The organism is Stenotrophomonas maltophilia group sp. Smal17, from assembly GCF_030237045.1.
Classification (GTDB): domain Bacteria; phylum Pseudomonadota; class Gammaproteobacteria; order Xanthomonadales; family Xanthomonadaceae; genus Stenotrophomonas; species Stenotrophomonas forensis.
This window is the reverse complement of record NZ_JASJSU010000004.1, coordinates 33,897-51,376: the sequence shown is the minus strand read 5'-3', so window position 1 is coordinate 51,376 and position 17,480 is coordinate 33,897. Positions and strand designations below refer to the sequence as shown.

Below are 17,480 nucleotides of genomic sequence, written 5' to 3'. Positions count from 1 at the left end.
GGGTTTGCCGGCCAGCGGCCGGCACTACCTCACCGCTGCGACGGGCCCCAGTAGCCCAGGTCCTTGCGGATCTGCAGATCGCGCAGCCAGGTGCCGAACGGTTTGCGTCGCAGCGCGCCCATTTCGCCGGACAGGAAATCCTCGGTCGCGGCGATCACCCGCTCGCTGGAGCGGCCATCGCGGTACGGATGGATGGCATCGGCGTAGCGCACGATCTCCGCCTGCAGCGCGGCGTCCGGATGCAGCGCACGCTGCAGCATCGCCGGCAGCTGTGCCGGGTCGTCGAAATCGATCATGTGCGGCTTGGGCACGCGGTTGCGGAAGGTCACCACCGGCTTGTGCTGGACGATGAACTCCGAAACGATCGACGAGGTGTCCGACACCAGCACATCGGCGGCGCGCTGCGCGGCCATCACCTGCTCCGGCTCGACGAAGCGGGCATTGGCACCGGCCAGCGCGCGGTAGCGCTCGAACAGTTCCGGCGCGCACTTCGGGTGCAGCGTCAGCAGCCAGTAGCGGTCGCCGGCGGCGATGTCGGCCGCGATCTGCGCGTGCAGGTGCGGGGCCGCGCTCAACCGCTCGGTGAAGGTCGAACCGAACAGGATCACCGGGCGGCCAGCGGCCGGCGCGCGCAGCGCGGCACTCTCGCCGCCATCGTCGCGGAACAGCGGGTCCAGCTTCGGCCAACCGGTCTCGGCCACCGCGAAGTGGCCCTGCTGGGCGGCGATCTGCCGGAACGGGGCCGTGGTGGCCGGGCCCTGCGTGCAGTACAGGTCGAACATGCCGCGCACCCGGAAGTGGCCGCGGGCGCTGTCGCGCTTCTCCACGTTGAAGCCATGGAACAGCTGCACCTTGGCCCCGGACAGGAAGGTCGGCACCCAGTTGGCGGCGCTGAACACCGCGCGCGGGCGCATCGCCAGGGCCTGCTTCAGGCCGATGTTGGGGACCCCGGACAGGCTGCTGCCGGCCGCGCCGCCCTCGAACCAGGCGGCCACGTCCTGCCCGGACGCGTGCAAGGCCTGCGCCAACGGGGCGAGAATAGGCAGCGCATAGCGCTCCGTCGCAAACAACAGGTACCCGGCCATCATGTCCTCCACGACCGCTCCCATCGAACGGCCTCGCATCTCGGCGTGCATTATCGCGTTCAACGAGGCCGGGCGCATCGGCGACTGCCTGGCCTCGCTGGCCTTCTGCGATGAAATCGTGGTGGTGGATTCGCAGTCCACCGATGCCACCGTGGCCCTTGCCGAGGCCGCCGGCGCCCGCGTGCTGCAGCGGCGGTTCGAGGGGTTCCGCAGCCAGAAGGCGTTCTGCGTCGAGCAGGCCAGCCATGACTGGGTGCTGTGCCTGGACGCCGATGAGCGCATCAGCCCAGAACTGCGCACGGCCATCGAGCAGGCCCGCGACGGCGGCTTCGCCGGCCACGCCGGCTACCGCTTCGCGCGCCTGTCGGAGTACTTCGGCAGGTTCCTGCGCCATGGCAACGCCTACCCGGATCGGGTGATGCGCCTGTTTGACCGCCGCCGCGGTGGCTGGCGCGGCAAGCGCGAGATCCACGAGGCGGCCAGCGTTGACGGCAGCGTCGGCACCCTGCACGGGGACCTGATCCACTACCCGTACCGCTCGCTGCAGCAGCAGCTGGCGAAGACCGAGAAGTACGCCCGGATGATGGCCGAGCACGAGTTTGCACGCGGCAAGCGCGCCACGCTCGGCAAGCTGGTGCTGGCTCCGGCCTGGCGATTCTGGCGTGGCTTCCTGTTCCGCGGTGGCTTCCGCGACGGCTGGCACGGCCTGGTCTACGCCTATGTGCGTGCCAACTACGTGCGGCAGAAGACCATCATGCTGTGGATGCTGGGCAACGGCCAGGCCGTGGCCGATCCGGCGGCGCCTGCGGAACGGTCCTGAACGGCCTGTGTCACACTGGCCGCGCGTTGCCCGAAGGTTCCCCCATGAAAATCCTGTACACCAACTTCCACTACGGCGACGGTGGCGGCCATACGACGTACATCGTTTCCCTTGCGCGGGCCCTGCATGGCCGGCACGCGCTCCACGTTGCAGCCCCAGCCGACAGCCGCCTGCTGCGTACCGTGGCCGCTGAAGGCATCGCCAGCACGTTGCCGGTCGACTTCGGCAGCGGCCTGCCGACCCTGCCGCAACAGCTGGCCGAGCAGCGCGCGCTGCGCCGCCTGGTCCACGAACAGAACATCGACCTGGTCCACGTCAACGGCGCGCGCGACCATCGCGTGGTGATGCAGGCGCTGTTCGGCCTGCGCCGCCCCCCGATCCTGCTGACCAAGCACAACAGCAAACGTACCGATACCGTTGGAAACGCGCTGCGCGCACGCTGGGCCACCGATCGGCTGATCGCGGTCTCGGCCGATACCAAGCGCCTGCTGGAACAGGGTCCGTACCGGCGCTGCCCGATCGATGTGGTGCGCAACGGCGTCGACCTGGAGCGCTACTCGCCGCTACCGGCCGGGGCCGGCCACGCACTGCGCCAGCAATGGACCCAGGACCCGGAGGCACTGGTGCTGGTCAGCAATGCCGGCACCGATGACTACAAGGGCTGGATCGACCTGGCCCGGGCCATCGCACGGCTGCCCGATGCGATCCGCCCCCGCGTTCACATGGCCGTGGCCGGCCACCTGCCCAGCGCGCAGCAGCGCGAACAGGTGCAGGCGCTGGGAGACGTCGCAGCGCAGGTGCACTTCACCGGCCTGCTGGCCGATACCCGCGTGCTGATCGCGGCCGGCGATATCGGCTTCGTGCTGTCCCACGACATCGAGACCATCTCCTTCGCCTGCCGGGAGATGATGGCCAGCGGCAAGCCGATGCTGGTCAGCGACTTCGCCGGCCTGCCCGAGAACATCGAACAAGGAGTCGACGGCTGGGTGGTCGCCACCCGCGACATCGACGCCATCGCCGCACAGGTGGCGGCACTGTACGCGCAACGCGATGCACTGCCCGGACATGGCCATGCCGCCCGCCGCCACGCGCAGCGGGAATTCGGCCTGCAGACATTCGCCGATGCCACGCTGGCCAGCTATGAGGCAGCACTGGCCGGCCGCTGAGGGCCGGCCTTCAATCCGCTACGCCGGGCCCCTGCAGCCGGCGTTCGTGCTCAAGCTCCGCTGCCGTCGGCCTGCAGGTGCCGGCCACCGCATCAGCGGGCACCAGCCACCAGCGGCGGCGATTGGAAACACCGGCCATTTCCGCGCGTGATCGATCGATGCAGGCCTGCAGGGCGTCCTCGTTCACCAGCAGCCAGCGTCGTTGCGGAAACAGCCGCTGCCAGCGTACGGCCGCCTGCAGCTGCTCGTGCCAGCGGTCTTCGAAACCGAAGGTTGCCGCAGGCCGATCGGCCATCAGCAGGTTCTGCTCCTTCCATGCCACCAGCCCCAGCTCGGCCTGCGGGCCGATGCGCGCGCCGACCTCACGCATCAGGCCACGGGCCGAACTGGAATCGTTCAGCAGCGGATAGGCGAGCACGCCATACAGCACCCAGATTCCCGCAAGTGTCGAGATCACGGCCAGATGGCGGCGACCGCGCCCGCTTGCCCACAGGCTCAGGCCGCCCCAGATCCCCATCGCCAGCGCCGTCCATGCCAGCGCGTCGGTAGCGCCAGGCGCCAGGCCGCGACCATGGGTGAGGCGTATTTCGAAACCGGGGTCGCCCAGCAGCGCCAATGCCCCGATCAGCGTCAATCCTGCGGCCAGCAACGCGGCGAAGGCGCCCAGCACGCCCTGCACGTCGCGCCGCTTCAGCAGGCCCGGCAACAACGGTGCCAGCGCCAGGCAGAACATCGGCAGGGCCGGCAGGATGTAGACATCGCGCTTGCCGTGGGGAATGGAAAAGAACAGCACGACCAGCAGCCACCAGGCCAGCGGCAGCAGGTAACGCGGGTCGCGGCGGCGCAGCCGGCGGCACCACGCAGGCAACGCCCAGGGCAGCAGCAGGAAGGCGGGAATCCACATCGATGGCATGATCGCCAGGAAGTACCACCACGGCTGGTGATGGTCCCAGGACTGCATGTAGCGCCGCGCGGTCTGCCGGAACAGGATGTCGTCCATATAGGCCCGGTAGGGGTCCAGGCCGGTGGCCAGCGCGGCCATGATCATCGGTGCCAGCCACAGCGACACCGCCAGCAGAAACCACAGCGGCGCCAGCCAGAAGCGGACATCACCTGCATGCAGGCGTACGCGTGGCCAGTGCAGGGCCGCTGCCAGGGCGGCCGGTACGATCATCAGCAGGGCCAGCATGCCCACACCCTTGGTGATCACCCCGATGCCGGCAAAGAACCAGCCCAGCCACCACCAGCGCCAGGCAGGGCCCAGCAACAGGTGGCGCAGCAGGCCGTAGTTGGCCAGCGTGATGAACAGCACCAGCAGCGGGTCGATCTGTGCCTTCTTCGCCTGGAAGGTGAAGTGCAGCGCGAACAGCAGCGCCCAGCCCGCGTACAACCCCACGCGGCGCGTCCACAGGCGCCGGCCAAGATCCACCACGCACCACAGCGTGCCGAGCGCTGCCAGCAGCGACGGCAGCAGGAAGGCCACGCGCCAGTGGCCGACCAGGCCGTACAGCGTGGCCTGCCACCACATCAGCATCGGCGGCTTGTCCGAGTAAAGCTCCGGCCCACGATGCGGGAACAACCAGTAGCCGCTGTCGACCATCTGCCTGGCCACCAGCGCGAAGCGTGGCTCGTCCGACGGCCATGGATCGCGGAGGCCGAGGCCAGCCCCCAGCACCAGCAGGGCCATCACCACCAACAGCCACGTCTGTCGCGAGGCGTGGGTTTTCAGCATGGGACTCGAAACGGCAGCGGGGGTCAGGCTGCTTTTATCAGACGTGCGTAGAAGAAACCGTCAGCATCGTCGTCACCTGGCAGGCGCTGGCGTGCCACGCCTTCGCAATCCACGCCAAATGCGTCGCCCAGCGGCTGCGCCTCGGCGTCTGGATGCCACTTGAGGAACGCCCGCACCTGGTCGATGTTCTCGGCACGCAGGATCGAGCAGGTCGCATACAGCAGCACGCCGCCCGGGCGCAGCATCGACCAGCAGGCTTCCAGTAGGCGCGCCTGCACTCCCACCAGCGCGTCGATGTCCTCGGCGCGGCGGTGGAACATGACATCCGGCTGGCGACGGATCACGCCGGTGGCCGAACACGGCGCATCCAGCAGGATCGCGTCGAACGGCACGCCATCCCACCAGGCACCGGGATCGCTGGCATCGGCGGCCAGGGTCTGCGCGTGTTCGCCCACGCCGGTACGGGCATAGGTGTCACGGGCGCGCGCCAGGCGCCGGGCGTCGATATCCAGCGCCAGCAGTCGCAGGCTCGGGTCGCGTTCCAGCAGGTGCGCCGATTTGCCACCGGGCGCTGCGCAGGCATCCAGTACGCGCGAGCCGGCAGCGGGGGCCAGTGCATCCGCCGCACACTGCGCCGACAGGTCCTGCACCGACAGCGCGCCGTCGGCGAAGCCGGGCAGCTGATTCACCGCCACCGGGGCCGCCAGGCGCAACGCATCGGGACTGAGCGCACTGGGTTCAGCGGCAATGCCGGCTTCGGCCAGCGCTGCCAGGGCTTTGTCGCGGCCGCCGTGCTGGCGGTTGGCGCGCAGCCACAGCGGCGCAGGCTGCAGGCTTTCGTTGAACACCGCTTCGGCCTGCGCCGGCCAATCCCGTTCGATCGCCTCGGCCAGCCATTCCGGGAAGGCATCGCGCGCGGGCTGCTCCGGGAACCCTTCGCGCTGCGCGCGGCGCAGGATCGCGTTGACCAGGCCAGCCTGGCGTTCGCGGCCCAGTGCACGGGCAGCATCGACCGTGGCCGACAGTGCGGCATGCGCCGGCAGTTCCAGCACATCCAGCTGCGCAAAACCGACCATCAGCAGCGTGCGCAGGTCGGCATCACGCGCCGACAGCGGCTTCTGCATCCAGCCCTGCAATGCCGCGTCATAGGTGCTGCGGCGACGCAGCACGGCAAAGCACAGCGCCTCCAGCAGCGCGCGGTCGCGGCTGTCGGCCAGCTTCGGCAGCGCCCAGGCCAGTTCGGCCTTCAGCGAACGGCCACGGGTGAAAACCTGCGCCAGCACGCGTGCGGCCAGCATGCGCGTGGCCGCGCCCGGTGCCGCCTTGGCGACGGAGAAATCGTTCTGCTTCGACACCGCTTACGCTCCCACGCGCAGGTCGCGGCGAGCGTTGAGGTAGTCGGCGGCGGTGATCGCCTTGCCGCCTTCGCGCTGCAGTACGCGCAGGCGCAGCACGCCCTGGCCACAGGCGATGTCGATGCCGTCGCGGCTGGCCGCCAGCACCGTGCCCGGCGCCTGGCCGTGGGCCTCATCCAGCGCCACCGCGCCATGGATGCGCACGCGCTCGCCGGCCAGCGTCGCCTCGGCGATCGGCCACGGATTGAACGCGCGCACGGTGCGCGCCAGCGCGCCGGCGTCCTGCGCCCAGTCCAGCTTCGCTTCGGCCTTGTCCAGCTTGTGCGCATAGGTCACGCCCTGCTCCGGCTGCGGCCGTGCGATCGGCTTGATGCCGGCACGCAGCAGGCCCAGGCCATCGGACAGCACCTGCGCGCCCAGTTCGGCCAGCTTGTCGTGCAGCTGCCCACCGGTATCGGTGGCGGCAATCGGCAGCTCCTGGTGCAGCAGCACCGGGCCGGTATCGAGGCCGGCCTCCATCTGCATCAGGCACACGCCGGTGGTCGCATCGCCGGCCTGGATCGCACGCTGGATCGGCGCGGCACCGCGCCAGCGCGGCAGCAGCGAGGCGTGCACGTTCCAGCAGCCATGGGTCGGAATGGCCAGCACCGCCTTGGGCAGGATCAGGCCGTAGGCCACCACCACCATCAGGTCCGGCTGCAGATCGCGCAGCTGCTGCTGGGCCGCTTCGTCCTTCAGCGATTCGGGCTGGTAGACCGGGATGCCACGGGCGACGGCTTCAAGCTTGACCGGCGACGGCGCCAGGCCACGGCCACGACCGGCCGGGCGATCAGGCTGGGTGTAGACCGCCACGACCTCATGGTGGCGCGCAGCCGCGCGCAGCGACGACACCGCAAATTCCGGCGTACCGGCAAAGACAATCCTCATGGCTACCCCACTTGCAGGATGGATTCGTGCAGGAAAGAAAACGGCGCCGTCGGCCGGCGCCGTACAGCCCGCGCGAATCGCGCAGGCAGGGGCCACCCGAAGGGTGGCCCGGATCGGCGATCACGCCACGTGCTTGCGCTGCTTGGCCAGCTTCTTGCGCACCATCTCGCGCTTGAGCGGCGACAGATAGTCGATGAACAGCTTGCCATCCAGGTGATCCATCTCGTGCTGGATGCAGGTCGCCAGCACTTCGCCGGCCTCCAGCTGCTGCTCCTGGCCGTTGCGGTCCAGGTACTTCACGGTGATGGTATCGGCGCGGGTCACGTCGGCGAAGATGCCCGGGACCGACAGGCAGCCCTCCTGGTACACCCGGCCCCCGTCCTTGGCGACGATTTCCGGGTTGATGAACACATGCGGTTCATTCTTTTCTTCGCTGACGTCGATGACCATGAAGCGCTTGTGCACGTCCACCTGGGTGGCGGCCAGGCCGATGCCCGGCGCGTCGTACATGGTCAGGAACATGTTGTCGATCAGTTCCTGGAAGGCCGGCGTGGTGACTTCGGCGGCTTCGATCAACGCAGCCTTGGTACGCAGGCGCGGATCGGGGAACTCGAGAATGGGGAGAAGGGCCATGGCTGTTTCCGGATAGGGGGCCGGCACGCCGGCATACGTCGCAGATTCTAGCTCCAACGCTTGCCTTGCGCCCCGGTTTCTGGACTATAGTGCGCGGACCTGTTGGGGAATCAGGGCTTCACACCTATGTTGCTTCGTTTTCGTACGGTCGTCGCCGCGGCGATGCTGACCGTGGCTGCCTATGCTACCGCCGTGGAAGTGAATGGCGGGCACCCGGACACCTATGTGGTCCGAAAAGGGGATACGTTGTGGGATATCGCCGCACGTTTCCTGCAGAAGCCGTGGCTGTGGCCGGAGATCTGGCAGGCCAATCCGCAGATCGCCAACCCGCACCTGATCTATCCCGGTGACGTGCTCAGCCTGGCCTATCTGGACCGGGTGACCGTGGCGGCCCAGCCGGGCCCGCGCCAGGAGGCCCCGATCGACGCCATTCCGCTGGCCCAGGTCGAGCCGTTCCTGAAGCAGCTGAGCGTGGTCGACAGCATCGAGCAGCTGCCCCAGGTGGTCGGCCTGGAGGACAACCGACTGCGCGTGTCTGGTGGCGATGCCGCCTACGTGAACCTGGCCGATGCCCAGCTGGGACAGCGCTGGGCCGTGGTCCGCCCGACCGTGCGCTACGCCCAGCCCAAGCCGAGCGAAGACCTGAACGCCAACGGCGACGTCACCCCGGGCAGCGGCAACCTGTGGAAGGCCTACAACGCACCCAACGCGCGCCGCGGCGTGCTGGGCTATGAACTGGCCCAGCTCGCCACCGGCACCATCACCCGGGTTGCCGACGGCAAGGCCGGGGCCTCCACGCTGGCGCTGGACAAGAGCACGGGTGGCCGTGAAGTCCGTGTCGGCGACCGCCTGGTGCCGGTCGAGGCCCGCCCCTATGACCTGCAGTTCGTGCCGCATGTGCCGGCCGCAGGCGTGGAAGGCGTGGACGTGCGCGTGCTCGCGGTGACCGACATGTTCACCGCCGGCGGCCCGCGCGACGTGATCGCGATTTCGGCCGGCCGCGCCCAGGGCGTCGACAATGGCACCGTGTTCTCGCTGTGGCGGCAGGGCCGCCATGTGGCCAACCGCCTGAAGTACCCGACGTCGTCGCGCATGGACGATGCGCTCAGCGGCAGCGTCGGCCGGGTTGCGCTGCCGGAGGAATATGCGGCGCATGCGATGGTGTTCCGCACCTTCGACAACGTCAGCTACGCGCTGGTGATGCAGGGCGTGAAGCCGGTGCGGGTGGGCTACAACGCGCTGCACCCGGACGCGAAGTAACGGTTGCCGGGCTGCCCCGGCCACCTCAGGTAGTGCCGGCCGCTGGCCGGCAGACACCTCCGGCAAATCCTGACACGTACATGCGAGGGCGCCCGAGGGCGCCTTTGTTGCATGCGGTCGATAGTGGGGAATGACCAAGCAAGCTGATGAGGCGCTGCTGCGCCTGGTGATGGCAGGGGGCGCACTGGCGCCGCGACGGGCATTGCTGCAGAGCACGGGCAACGCGGCCGCAGCCATCGCGCAAGGCACTGCGAACTGGCGCGCACACGGCTGCACACCGGAGCAGTGCGCCGCACTGGAACGCCCTGATGCGCGGGCGTGGACAGCCGCGCAGCGCTGGCTGGAAGACGACCATCACCATCTCCTGGCCTTCACCGACCCGGCCTTTCCTCCCCCCTTGCTGGAGGTACCCAACCCACCGCTGGCGCTGTTCGTGGCCGGTGACCCCAGCCTGGCCTGGCGCCCCTCCGTGGCCCTGGTCGGCAGCCGCTCGCCGACGCCGGGCGGTCGCGCGCTGGCGGCCCGCTTTGCCAGCGGCTTCGTCGAGGCCGGGTTGGCGATAACCAGCGGGCTGGCTGCCGGCATCGATGCAGCCGCCCACCTGGCAACCCTGGACGCCGGCGGCTGCACCGTCGCCGTGATCGGTACCGGCCCCGACCGCGCCTACCCGGACAGCCATGCCCGGCTGCAGGCCCGGATCGCCACCGAGGGCGCCGTGCTCAGCGAATACCTTCCGGGCACCGCGGCCCGCCCCGGGCACTTCTCGGCCCGCAACCGGCTGGTGGCCGGGCTGGCCCTGGCCACGGTGGTGGTCGAGGCCGCCCAGCGCTCGGGAGCGCTGATCACCGCGCGCCTGGCCGCCGAGGCCGGTCGCGAGGTCTGCGCCCTGCCCGGTTCGGTGCTCAATCCACGCGCGGCAGGCTGCCACCGGCTGATCCGTGAAGGCGCCGCGCTGGTCGAGCGCCCGGAGGAGGTGCTGGAGCTGCTGGCCCCTGCGCTGCGCCAACAGCTGCCGGGCTTGCAATCGCGGCTGGCCACCCCCACTGAACAGGCACCGCCGGCACTCCTGCCGGCGCGCTGGGCCGACGACCCTGACTACCAGTGCTTGTGGCGGGCCTTGGACCACAACCCAAGCAGTATGGATTCACTGATCACGCGCTGTGGATTGACGGCGCCCCAGGTGTCCTCCATGCTGCTGGCCATGGAACTGGCGGGAATCGTGGTGTGCGTACACGGCCGCTACTGTCGAACTCCCTAGTTTCTTCACCTCCACAGCGTCGCGCGACGCAGGCCGAGGGGCAATGAAAGAGAGCATCCTGGACGTACTGCTGTACCTGTTTGAACACTATTTCAGCGAAGATGCGGACCTGATCCGTGACCGCGATTCGCTTCAGAACGGCCTGATCCAGGCCGGTTTCAGCCCTACCGAGATCAACAAGGCATTCGACTGGCTCGATGCCCTGGCCGCACAGCGGCCGAGCATGTCCCAGGCCCGGGTCGATGGCCCCGTGCGCGTCTACCACGGCCCCGAGCTGGACAAGCTGGACGTGGAATGCCGCGGTTTCCTGCTGTATCTGGAACAGCACGGCATCCTTGATGCCGACCAGCGCGAGCTGGTGCTGGACCGGGCGATGGCCCTGGACCAGGACGAACTGGACCTGGACGACCTGAAGTGGGTCGTGCTGATGGTGCTGTTCAACCAGCCCGGCTCCGAAGCGGCCTATGCCTGGATGGAGACGCAGATGTTCATGGACGAGCCAGAACCCCTGCACTGACCGTACACTTGGGGGCATAGCGCATTCAGGAGCGTCCCCGTGAGCGAGTGGTTCCACGCAGAAGGCAACCGGCAGCAAGGCCCGCTGCCGGCGGAACAGTTGGTTGAGTTGTTCCGCAACAACCAGATCTCCCTGGACACCCTGGTGTGGCGCGACGGCCTGCCGCAATGGCAGCCGTTGCGTAGCGTCGTCGACGAACTCGGCCTGATCGTTCCGGCACTGGACGCTTCTGCGCCGATCGTCGACGCCGAGCCGGAACCGGTGGCACCGCCGCCGCCGCAGCCACCGGTGCTGCCGCCCTCCACCCCGTACGCCACCAGCGCACCGGCCGGCGTCGTGCCGGCGCCGAAGAAGCAGCTGTCCGGCTGCGCCCTCACTGCGATCATCGCAGGCGCTCTGCTGCTGGTGCTGGTGCCGATCGTGGCCATCCTTGCCGCCATCGCCCTGCCGGCCTACAACGACTACACCGTGCGCGCCAAGGTCGCCGCTGCGGCCGATGCCCTGCACCCGCTGCAGGACCAGGTGCAGCATTTCGCCGATGAGGAAGGGCGCTGCCCGGGCGCCAACGATGCCGGCTTCCCCGCCGCTGGCGATTTCACCCGGTCCGGCCTGTCGGCGGTGAACATCGGCCGCTTCAACAACGGCCACTGCGGTATCGAGGCAACGCTGTCGATGCCGGGCAAGAGCATCGACGGCGATCTGCTGTGGCTGGAATACGACCGCGACAGCGGCCGCTGGGACTGCAGCGGCGCAAGCGACGACAAGTACCTGCCGCCGGCGTGCCGCGGCTGAGCCGCGCGCGTACCGGTACCTCCAAGGACGATCCAACAGGGAACATGCAATGACTGAGTGGTATTACGCCGAAGGACAGCAACGCCAGGGCCCGCTGCCGGTCCAGGAGATCCGCCAGCGCTTCCAGCGCGGCCAACTGAACCTGGACACGCTGGTCTGGCGCGAAGGCATGGCGCAGTGGGCGGCGCTGCGCCAGGTGGTCGACGAGCTTGAACTGCAGACGCTGGCCGATGCCACGGCGGCCGCCGGCAGCGGCGGCTTCGACCTGCGCGGCGACTATGCCGCCATCGACAACGGCACCGCGCCGCTGCCCGGTACCGGCGCCCTCGGCAGCTCGCCATACAGCGCGCCTGCCGCCGCAGGCGGCGCTGGCCATGCGCAGCCGGTCATGGGCGGCGAAGTGGTCTACGCGGGCTTCTGGAAGCGCGTGGCCGCCTACATGATCGACTACTTCGTGCTGTTCATCCCCGGCAGCATCATCGGCGCCATCCTCGGTGTGGTGCTCGGCGCCAGCATGGGCGCGGTGGGCAGTGGTGAATCGGCCATCGAGGTGGTCGCGCAGCTGTCCAGCGCACTGATCAACTTCGCCATCGGCATGGCGTACTACACCTGGTTCCATGCCTCCAAGGGTGGCGCCACGCTGGGCAAGATGGCGGTTGGCATCAAGGTCGTGCGCAGCAATGGCGAACGCCTGACCAAGGCGCGCGCGTTCGGTCGCTACTGGGCCATGCTGCTGAGCAGCTTCACCCTCGGCATCGGCTTCCTGATGGCGGCCTTCACCGAGCGCAAGCAGGGCCTGCACGACATGATCTGCGACACCCTGGTGGTCGACCGCTGGGCCTTCACCGACCAGCCACAGCTGCAGCGCCGCGAGCTGGGCACGGTCACCGTGCTGGTGCTGGTGCTGACCGGCCTGCTGTCGCTGGTGGGCCTGGCCCTGCTGGTCTTCGCGGTCGGCTTCATCGCCAAGATGGCCTCCTGAACGGCCATCGTCACGCCTGGCTGCTTGACATGGGCTGGCCGGGCGTGATTCCTCTAATAAGGTGAAACCTGAACGCCCGGCACATTACCGGGCGTTCAGTTTATGGATTTTCCCGTGGCCGCTTCACTAATGCGGCCGTTTGCTCCACCCTAGCGGCCCCTTCCCCACGGTTCGCCCCACAGACCCTGCTGCCATGCCCAAGCACCTGCTCATCGTCGAATCGCCGGCCAAGGCCAAGACGATCAACAAATACCTCGGCAAGGACTACACGGTCCTGGCCTCGTATGGGCATGTGCGTGACCTGATTCCGAAGGAAGGCGCGGTCGACCCGGACAACGGGTTCGCCATGCACTACGACGTGATCGACAAGAACGAGAAGCACGTCGATGCGATCGCCAAGGCTGCCAAGGGCGCCGACGACATCCTGCTGGCAACCGACCCGGATCGCGAGGGCGAGGCGATCAGCTGGCACATCGCCGAGATCCTGAAGGAACGCGGGCTGGTCAAGGACAAGCCGATGCAGCGCGTGGTGTTCACCGAGATCACCCCGCGCGCCATCAAGGAGGCGATCAGCCAGCCACGCGAGATCGCCAGTGACCTGGTCGATGCCCAGCAGGCGCGCCGCGCGCTGGACTACCTGGTCGGTTTCAACCTGTCCCCGGTCCTGTGGCGCAAGGTCCAGCGCGGCCTGTCCGCCGGCCGCGTGCAGAGCCCGGCGCTGCGCATGATCGTCGAGCGCGAGGAAGAGATCGAAGCCTTCATCGCCCGCGAATACTGGTCGATCGCCGCCGAGTGCGCGCACCCCTCGCAGCACTTCAACGCCAAGCTGATCAAGCTGGACGGGCAGAAGTTCGAGCAGTTCACCATCACCGACGGCGACACCGCCGAAGCCGCCCGCCTGCGCATCCAACAGGCGGCGCAGGGCTCGCTGCATGTCACCGACGTGGCCAGCAAGGAGCGCAAGCGCCGCCCTGCACCGCCGTTCACCACCTCCACCCTGCAGCAGGAAGCCTCGCGCAAGCTCGGTTTCACCACCCGCAAGACCATGCAGGTGGCGCAGAAGCTGTATGAAGGCGTGGCCATCGGCGACGAAGGCACCGTCGGCCTGATCTCGTACATGCGTACCGACTCGGTGAACCTGTCGCAGGATGCGTTGGCCGAGATCCGCGACGTGATCGCCCGCGATTACGGCATCGCCTCGCTGCCGGACCAGCCGAACACCTACCAGACCAAGTCGAAGAACGCCCAGGAAGCGCACGAAGCCGTACGCCCGACCTCGGCACTGCGTACCCCGGCCCAGGTCGCGCGGTTCCTGACCGACGACGAGCGCCGCCTGTACGAGCTGATCTGGAAGCGTGCGGTCGCCTGCCAGATGATTCCGGCCACGCTCAACACGGTCAGCGTCGATCTGTCGGCCGGCAGCGAGCATGTGTTCCGCGCCAGCGGCACCACCGTGGTCGTGCCCGGCTTCCTGGCCGTGTACGAGGAAGGCAAGGACAGCAAGAGCGCCGAGGACGAAGACGAAGGCCGCAAGCTGCCGGCGATGAAGCCCGGCGACCGCGTGCCGCTGGAGCGCATCCAGGCCGAGCAGCATTTCACCCAGCCGCCGCCGCGCTACACCGAAGCGGCGCTGGTGAAGGCGCTGGAAGAGTACGGCATCGGCCGTCCCTCGACCTACGCCTCGATCATCCAGACCCTGCTGTTCCGCAAGTACGTGGAAATGGAAGGCCGCAGCTTCCGCCCGTCCGATGTCGGCCGTGCGGTGTCCAAGTTCCTGTCCAGCCACTTCACCCGCTACGTGGACTACGACTTCACCGCCAAGCTCGAGGACGAGCTCGACGCCGTCTCGCGTGGCGAGGAGGAGTGGATCCCGCTGATGGCCCGCTTCTGGGAGCCGTTCAAGGAGCTGGTCGAAGACAAGAAGGAATCGGTCGACCGTGCCGAGGCCAGTGGCGCCCGCGAGCTCGGCACCGACCCGAAGACCGGCAAGCCGGTGAGCGTGCGGCTGGGCCGCTTCGGGCCGTACGCGGCCATCGGCAGCACCGCCGAGGACGCCGAGGAAAAGCCCAAGTTCGCCTCGCTGCGCCCCGGCCAGTCGATGCACACCATCTCCCTGGAAGACGCGCTGGAACTGTTCCTGATGCCGCGTGCGCTGGGCGAGGACAACGGCGAGCCGGTCAGCGTCGGCATCGGTCGTTTCGGTCCGTTCGCCAAGCGTGGCAGCACCTATGCCTCGCTGAAGAAGGAAGACGACCCGTACACCATCGACCTGGCCCGCGCCGTGTTCCTGATCGAAGAGAAGGAAGAGATCGCGCGCAACCGGATCATCAAGGAGTTCGAGGGCAGCGACATCCAGGTGCTGAACGGCCGCTTCGGCCCGTACATCAGCGACGGCAAGATGAACGGCAAGATCCCCAAGGATCGCGAGCCGGCCTCGCTGACCCTGGCCGAAGTGCAGCAGCTGATGGAAGAAACCGGCAAGCCGGTGCGCAAGGGCTTCGGTGCCAAGAAGGCCGCTGCCAAGAAGGCACCTGCCAAGAAGGCGGCGGTGAAGAAGGAAGCGGCGCCGAAGAAGGCCGCCGCCAAGAAGGCCCCGGCCAAGAAAGCGGTAAAGAAGGCTGCCGCGAAGAAGGCCCCGGCCAAGAAGGCCGTAAAGAAGGCCGTAAAGAAGGCAGCCAAGTAGATCCACGCCATGCGTGGATGAGGGGGTGTGCGGACCAACGGTCCGCACCCACCAACGATGCCGGCCAGCGGCCGGCACCACCGAGCGGCACCGTTCCACCCGTTCTGCACGCAGCAGGGGGATAATGAAGCCCCACGCCGGGCCGGTCGCCGCCATGAAAGAACTCACCCTGGACTCTGCTGTCGCCACGCTCCGCGCGGGCGGCGTGATCGCCTACCCGACCGAAGCGGTCTGGGGCCTGGGCTGCGATCCTTCGCACGAAGCCGCCGTGCACATGGTGCTGCGGCTGAAGCAGCGCCCGATCGAGAAAGGCATGATCCTGGTCGCCGCCGAACTCGCGCAGCTGGAAGGCTGGGTGCGCCTGCAGGCGCTGCCCGACGCGCGCCAGCGCGCGGTGCTGGCCAGTTGGCCCGGTGCCAACACCTGGATCCTGCCGGCCGGCCCGCGTGCGCAGCCCTGGGTCACCGGCGAGCACAGCGGCATCGCGGTGCGCATCAGCGCCCACCCGCTGGTGGCCGCCCTGTGCCGCGCCTGGGGAGGCCCGCTGGTTTCCACCAGCGCCAACCTGGCCGGGGAACCACCGGCACGCAGCCGCGAAGAGCTGGACCCACGCCTGCTGCGCCTGCTCGACGGCATCCTCGATGGACAGACCGGCGGCCTGGCCCAGCCCACCCCGATCCGCGATGCACTCAGCGGCAACGTGCTGCGCTCCTGAGCCGGCGATTGCGCTGCCGCGGACAATCACGCACCCTGCCGCCATGACCCTGCTGCGCGCCGCCCTGAGCCTGAGCCTGCTGCTGCCGTGGACGGCGAGCGCCGCCGAGGCCGAGGACGTGCGCGTGTACCGCTGCGTGGCCAGCAACGGCGCCGTCGCCCTGCAGGACCGGCCGTGCAACAGCGGCCGCCAGGAAGTACGCGACCTGCAGCGTCCGCGTGACCCCGCCCCCCGCGTGGTACGCAGCGATGCCGCACCGCCGCTGCCCAGCGAGACGCCGGTCATCCGCGAGCGCGAAGTCCGCCACGTCTACATCCAGCCACCGCAGCCGATGTACGAATGCGTGAGTGACGATGGCCGGCGCTATACCAGCGACAACAACGAAGGCAATCCGCGCTGGGTCCCGCTGTGGACCAGTGTCTGGCTTCCGCGTGGGCATCACGGCCCGGCATATCCCGGGCCGCGACCGGCCATCGGCACGCCGGTCGGTACGCCCATTGGCGAAGGCGCGGGGTATCGCCCGCCTGCGGTGGGGGTAGGCGTGCAGGTCCCGGCCGGCAACGTGCTGGTCCGCGACAGCTGCCACGTGCTGCCGCCGCAGGAAGTCTGCGCGCGCCTGCGCGACCACCGCTGGGAACTGGACCGGCGCTACAACAGCGCGCTGCAGAGCGAACGCACCGCCATCAGCAACGAGCAACGCGGCATCGATGCGCGCCTGTCGCGCGATTGCCAGCGCTGAGCGCGGCGTCCCAGCGCAGCCTGTACGCTGTACGCATGAACAGATTGATCTGGCTGGCCCTGGCCCTGCTGCCCGGCGCTGCATTGGCTGACGAGGGCGTGATCTATCGCTGCATGTCCAGCAGCAGTGACATCCCTACCCTGCAGCGCACGCCCTGCCCGGCAGGCAGCACGCAGCAGGTCGTGCGCGTGCCGGCGCCCTCCAGCCCGCAACCCGCCGTGGTTGAACGCCCACAGGCGCTGGCTCCGGTTCCGCCACCGGTTCCCCAGGCCAGCGAACCCGCTGCAGCGCCTGCAACGCCCGCGGCGCCACGGCGCGCGGACCAGGGGCGCACGATCATGGAAGCAGGCATGGTTGAACGCGAAGGCGGCGACCAGATTCTCGACAGCGCGACGCTGCAACGCGAAGCCGAGGCCCGCGCCGCATCCGGCGACGGGCCACCGAAACCGCCGTTGCCACCGATCTTCCAGTGCACCGACAGCCAGGGCGGTGGCTACCTGCACGAGTACGAGGCCGCGCCCGGGCGCTGCGAACTGATGACCGTGCAGGGGCTGGGCGGCGCCACGCCGGTGAATGCAGCAGGCTGCGAAGTGGTGCGTGACCGCTGCGAGGCGCTGCCCGAGGCGCAACGCTGCGGCAGCTGGCAGCAACGCTTCCGCGATGCACGCGGCCGCGAGCGATTCGCCGCACCGGAGAACCGCGATACCGCGCGCGGTGAACGCGAACGGCTGCAGGGCGTGCTGGAGGCCAGCAACTGCCCGGTGCCGGGGTGACAGCCACCGGTAGTGCCGGCCGCTGGCCGGCAACTGCAATCAT

General features: G+C 68.8%; 16 protein-coding genes. 11 read left to right on the top strand and 5 right to left on the bottom strand.

Annotation, left to right across the window (positions count from 1 at the left end; translation table 11 throughout):
- Positions 1 to 29 precede the first annotated feature (29 nt).
- Complete coding sequence (locus QRO93_RS02520) at positions 30 to 1,088, bottom strand: CDP-glycerol glycerophosphotransferase family protein (RefSeq protein WP_180879591.1); 1,059 nt, start codon at positions 1,086 to 1,088, stop codon at positions 30 to 32.
- On the opposite strand from QRO93_RS02520, the gene QRO93_RS02515 reads away from it, so the two are divergent.
- Both QRO93_RS02515 and QRO93_RS02510 read left to right on the top strand, forming a co-directional pair.
- Positions 1,087 to 1,905: a glycosyltransferase family 2 protein gene (locus QRO93_RS02515; RefSeq protein ID WP_053450899.1), complete on the top strand. Its 819-nt coding sequence runs from the start codon at positions 1,087 to 1,089 to the stop codon at positions 1,903 to 1,905. The two genes, QRO93_RS02520 and QRO93_RS02515, sit on opposite strands and share 2 nt — an antisense overlap.
- Before the next feature lie 44 nt (positions 1,906 to 1,949).
- Positions 1,950 to 3,071, top strand: coding sequence for a glycosyltransferase family 4 protein (locus tag QRO93_RS02510; protein ID WP_164086553.1), 1,122 nt, complete (start codon positions 1,950 to 1,952; stop codon positions 3,069 to 3,071).
- Positions 3,072 to 3,081: 10 nt separating this feature from the next.
- On the opposite strand, the gene QRO93_RS02505 is transcribed toward QRO93_RS02510, so the two are convergent.
- The 4 genes from QRO93_RS02505 to def all read right to left on the bottom strand — a co-directional run bounded on the left by QRO93_RS02505 (position 3,082) and on the right by def (position 7,718).
- Entirely contained in the window at positions 3,082 to 4,803 is a 1,722-nt protein-coding gene (locus tag QRO93_RS02505; RefSeq protein ID WP_180879590.1) for a glycosyltransferase family 39 protein, read from the bottom strand.
- A gap of 23 nt (positions 4,804 to 4,826) precedes the next feature.
- Positions 4,827 to 6,158 carry a 16S rRNA (cytosine(967)-C(5))-methyltransferase RsmB gene (gene rsmB / locus QRO93_RS02500; protein ID WP_180879588.1) on the bottom strand — a complete coding sequence of 444 codons (1,332 nt, stop codon included), beginning with the start codon at positions 6,156 to 6,158 and terminating at the stop codon, positions 4,827 to 4,829.
- 3 nt (positions 6,159 to 6,161) lie between these two features.
- Positions 6,162 to 7,085, bottom strand: a complete 924-nt coding sequence (gene fmt / locus QRO93_RS02495) for a methionyl-tRNA formyltransferase (protein ID WP_053510201.1) — start codon at positions 7,083 to 7,085, stop codon at positions 6,162 to 6,164.
- A 120-nt stretch (positions 7,086 to 7,205) separates the two neighbouring features.
- Positions 7,206 to 7,718, bottom strand: a complete 513-nt coding sequence (gene def / locus QRO93_RS02490; protein WP_008267110.1) for a peptide deformylase — start codon at positions 7,716 to 7,718, stop codon at positions 7,206 to 7,208.
- A 126-nt stretch (positions 7,719 to 7,844) separates the two neighbouring features.
- Between def and QRO93_RS02485 the strand changes: the two genes are divergently transcribed.
- The 9 genes from QRO93_RS02485 to QRO93_RS02445 all read left to right on the top strand — a co-directional run bounded on the left by QRO93_RS02485 (position 7,845) and on the right by QRO93_RS02445 (position 17,437).
- The gene (locus QRO93_RS02485) at positions 7,845 to 8,978 is read left to right on the top strand and encodes a LysM peptidoglycan-binding domain-containing protein (RefSeq protein ID WP_053450904.1); all 1,134 of its coding nucleotides are present in this window, start codon (positions 7,845 to 7,847) and stop codon (positions 8,976 to 8,978) included.
- 130 nt (positions 8,979 to 9,108) lie between these two features.
- Entirely contained in the window at positions 9,109 to 10,236 is a 1,128-nt protein-coding gene (gene dprA, locus QRO93_RS02480; RefSeq protein ID WP_180879586.1) for a DNA-processing protein DprA, read from the top strand.
- A 43-nt stretch (positions 10,237 to 10,279) separates the two neighbouring features.
- Positions 10,280 to 10,753 (top strand): DUF494 family protein, encoded by a 474-nt coding sequence (locus QRO93_RS02475; protein WP_006472770.1) that lies wholly within the window; start codon positions 10,280 to 10,282, stop codon positions 10,751 to 10,753.
- Positions 10,754 to 10,792: 39 nt separating this feature from the next.
- Positions 10,793 to 11,545, top strand: a complete 753-nt coding sequence (locus QRO93_RS02470) for a pilin (protein WP_180879584.1) — start codon at positions 10,793 to 10,795, stop codon at positions 11,543 to 11,545.
- Between the two features lie 49 nt (positions 11,546 to 11,594).
- On the top strand, positions 11,595 to 12,527 hold the full coding sequence (locus QRO93_RS02465; RefSeq protein ID WP_053450908.1) for an RDD family protein: 933 nt from the start codon (positions 11,595 to 11,597) through the stop codon (positions 12,525 to 12,527).
- A gap of 193 nt (positions 12,528 to 12,720) precedes the next feature.
- Complete coding sequence (locus QRO93_RS02460; RefSeq protein WP_053450909.1) at positions 12,721 to 15,210, top strand: DNA topoisomerase I; 2,490 nt, start codon at positions 12,721 to 12,723, stop codon at positions 15,208 to 15,210.
- A gap of 124 nt (positions 15,211 to 15,334) precedes the next feature.
- On the top strand, positions 15,335 to 15,925 hold the full coding sequence (locus QRO93_RS02455; RefSeq protein ID WP_164086561.1) for a Sua5/YciO/YrdC/YwlC family protein: 591 nt from the start codon (positions 15,335 to 15,337) through the stop codon (positions 15,923 to 15,925).
- 43 nt (positions 15,926 to 15,968) lie between these two features.
- Entirely contained in the window at positions 15,969 to 16,664 is a 696-nt protein-coding gene (locus tag QRO93_RS02450) for a DUF4124 domain-containing protein (RefSeq protein ID WP_180879577.1), read from the top strand.
- Positions 16,665 to 16,699: 35 nt separating this feature from the next.
- Positions 16,700 to 17,437 (top strand): hypothetical protein, encoded by a 738-nt coding sequence (locus tag QRO93_RS02445; protein ID WP_180879575.1) that lies wholly within the window; start codon positions 16,700 to 16,702, stop codon positions 17,435 to 17,437.
- Positions 17,438 to 17,480 lie beyond the last annotated feature (43 nt).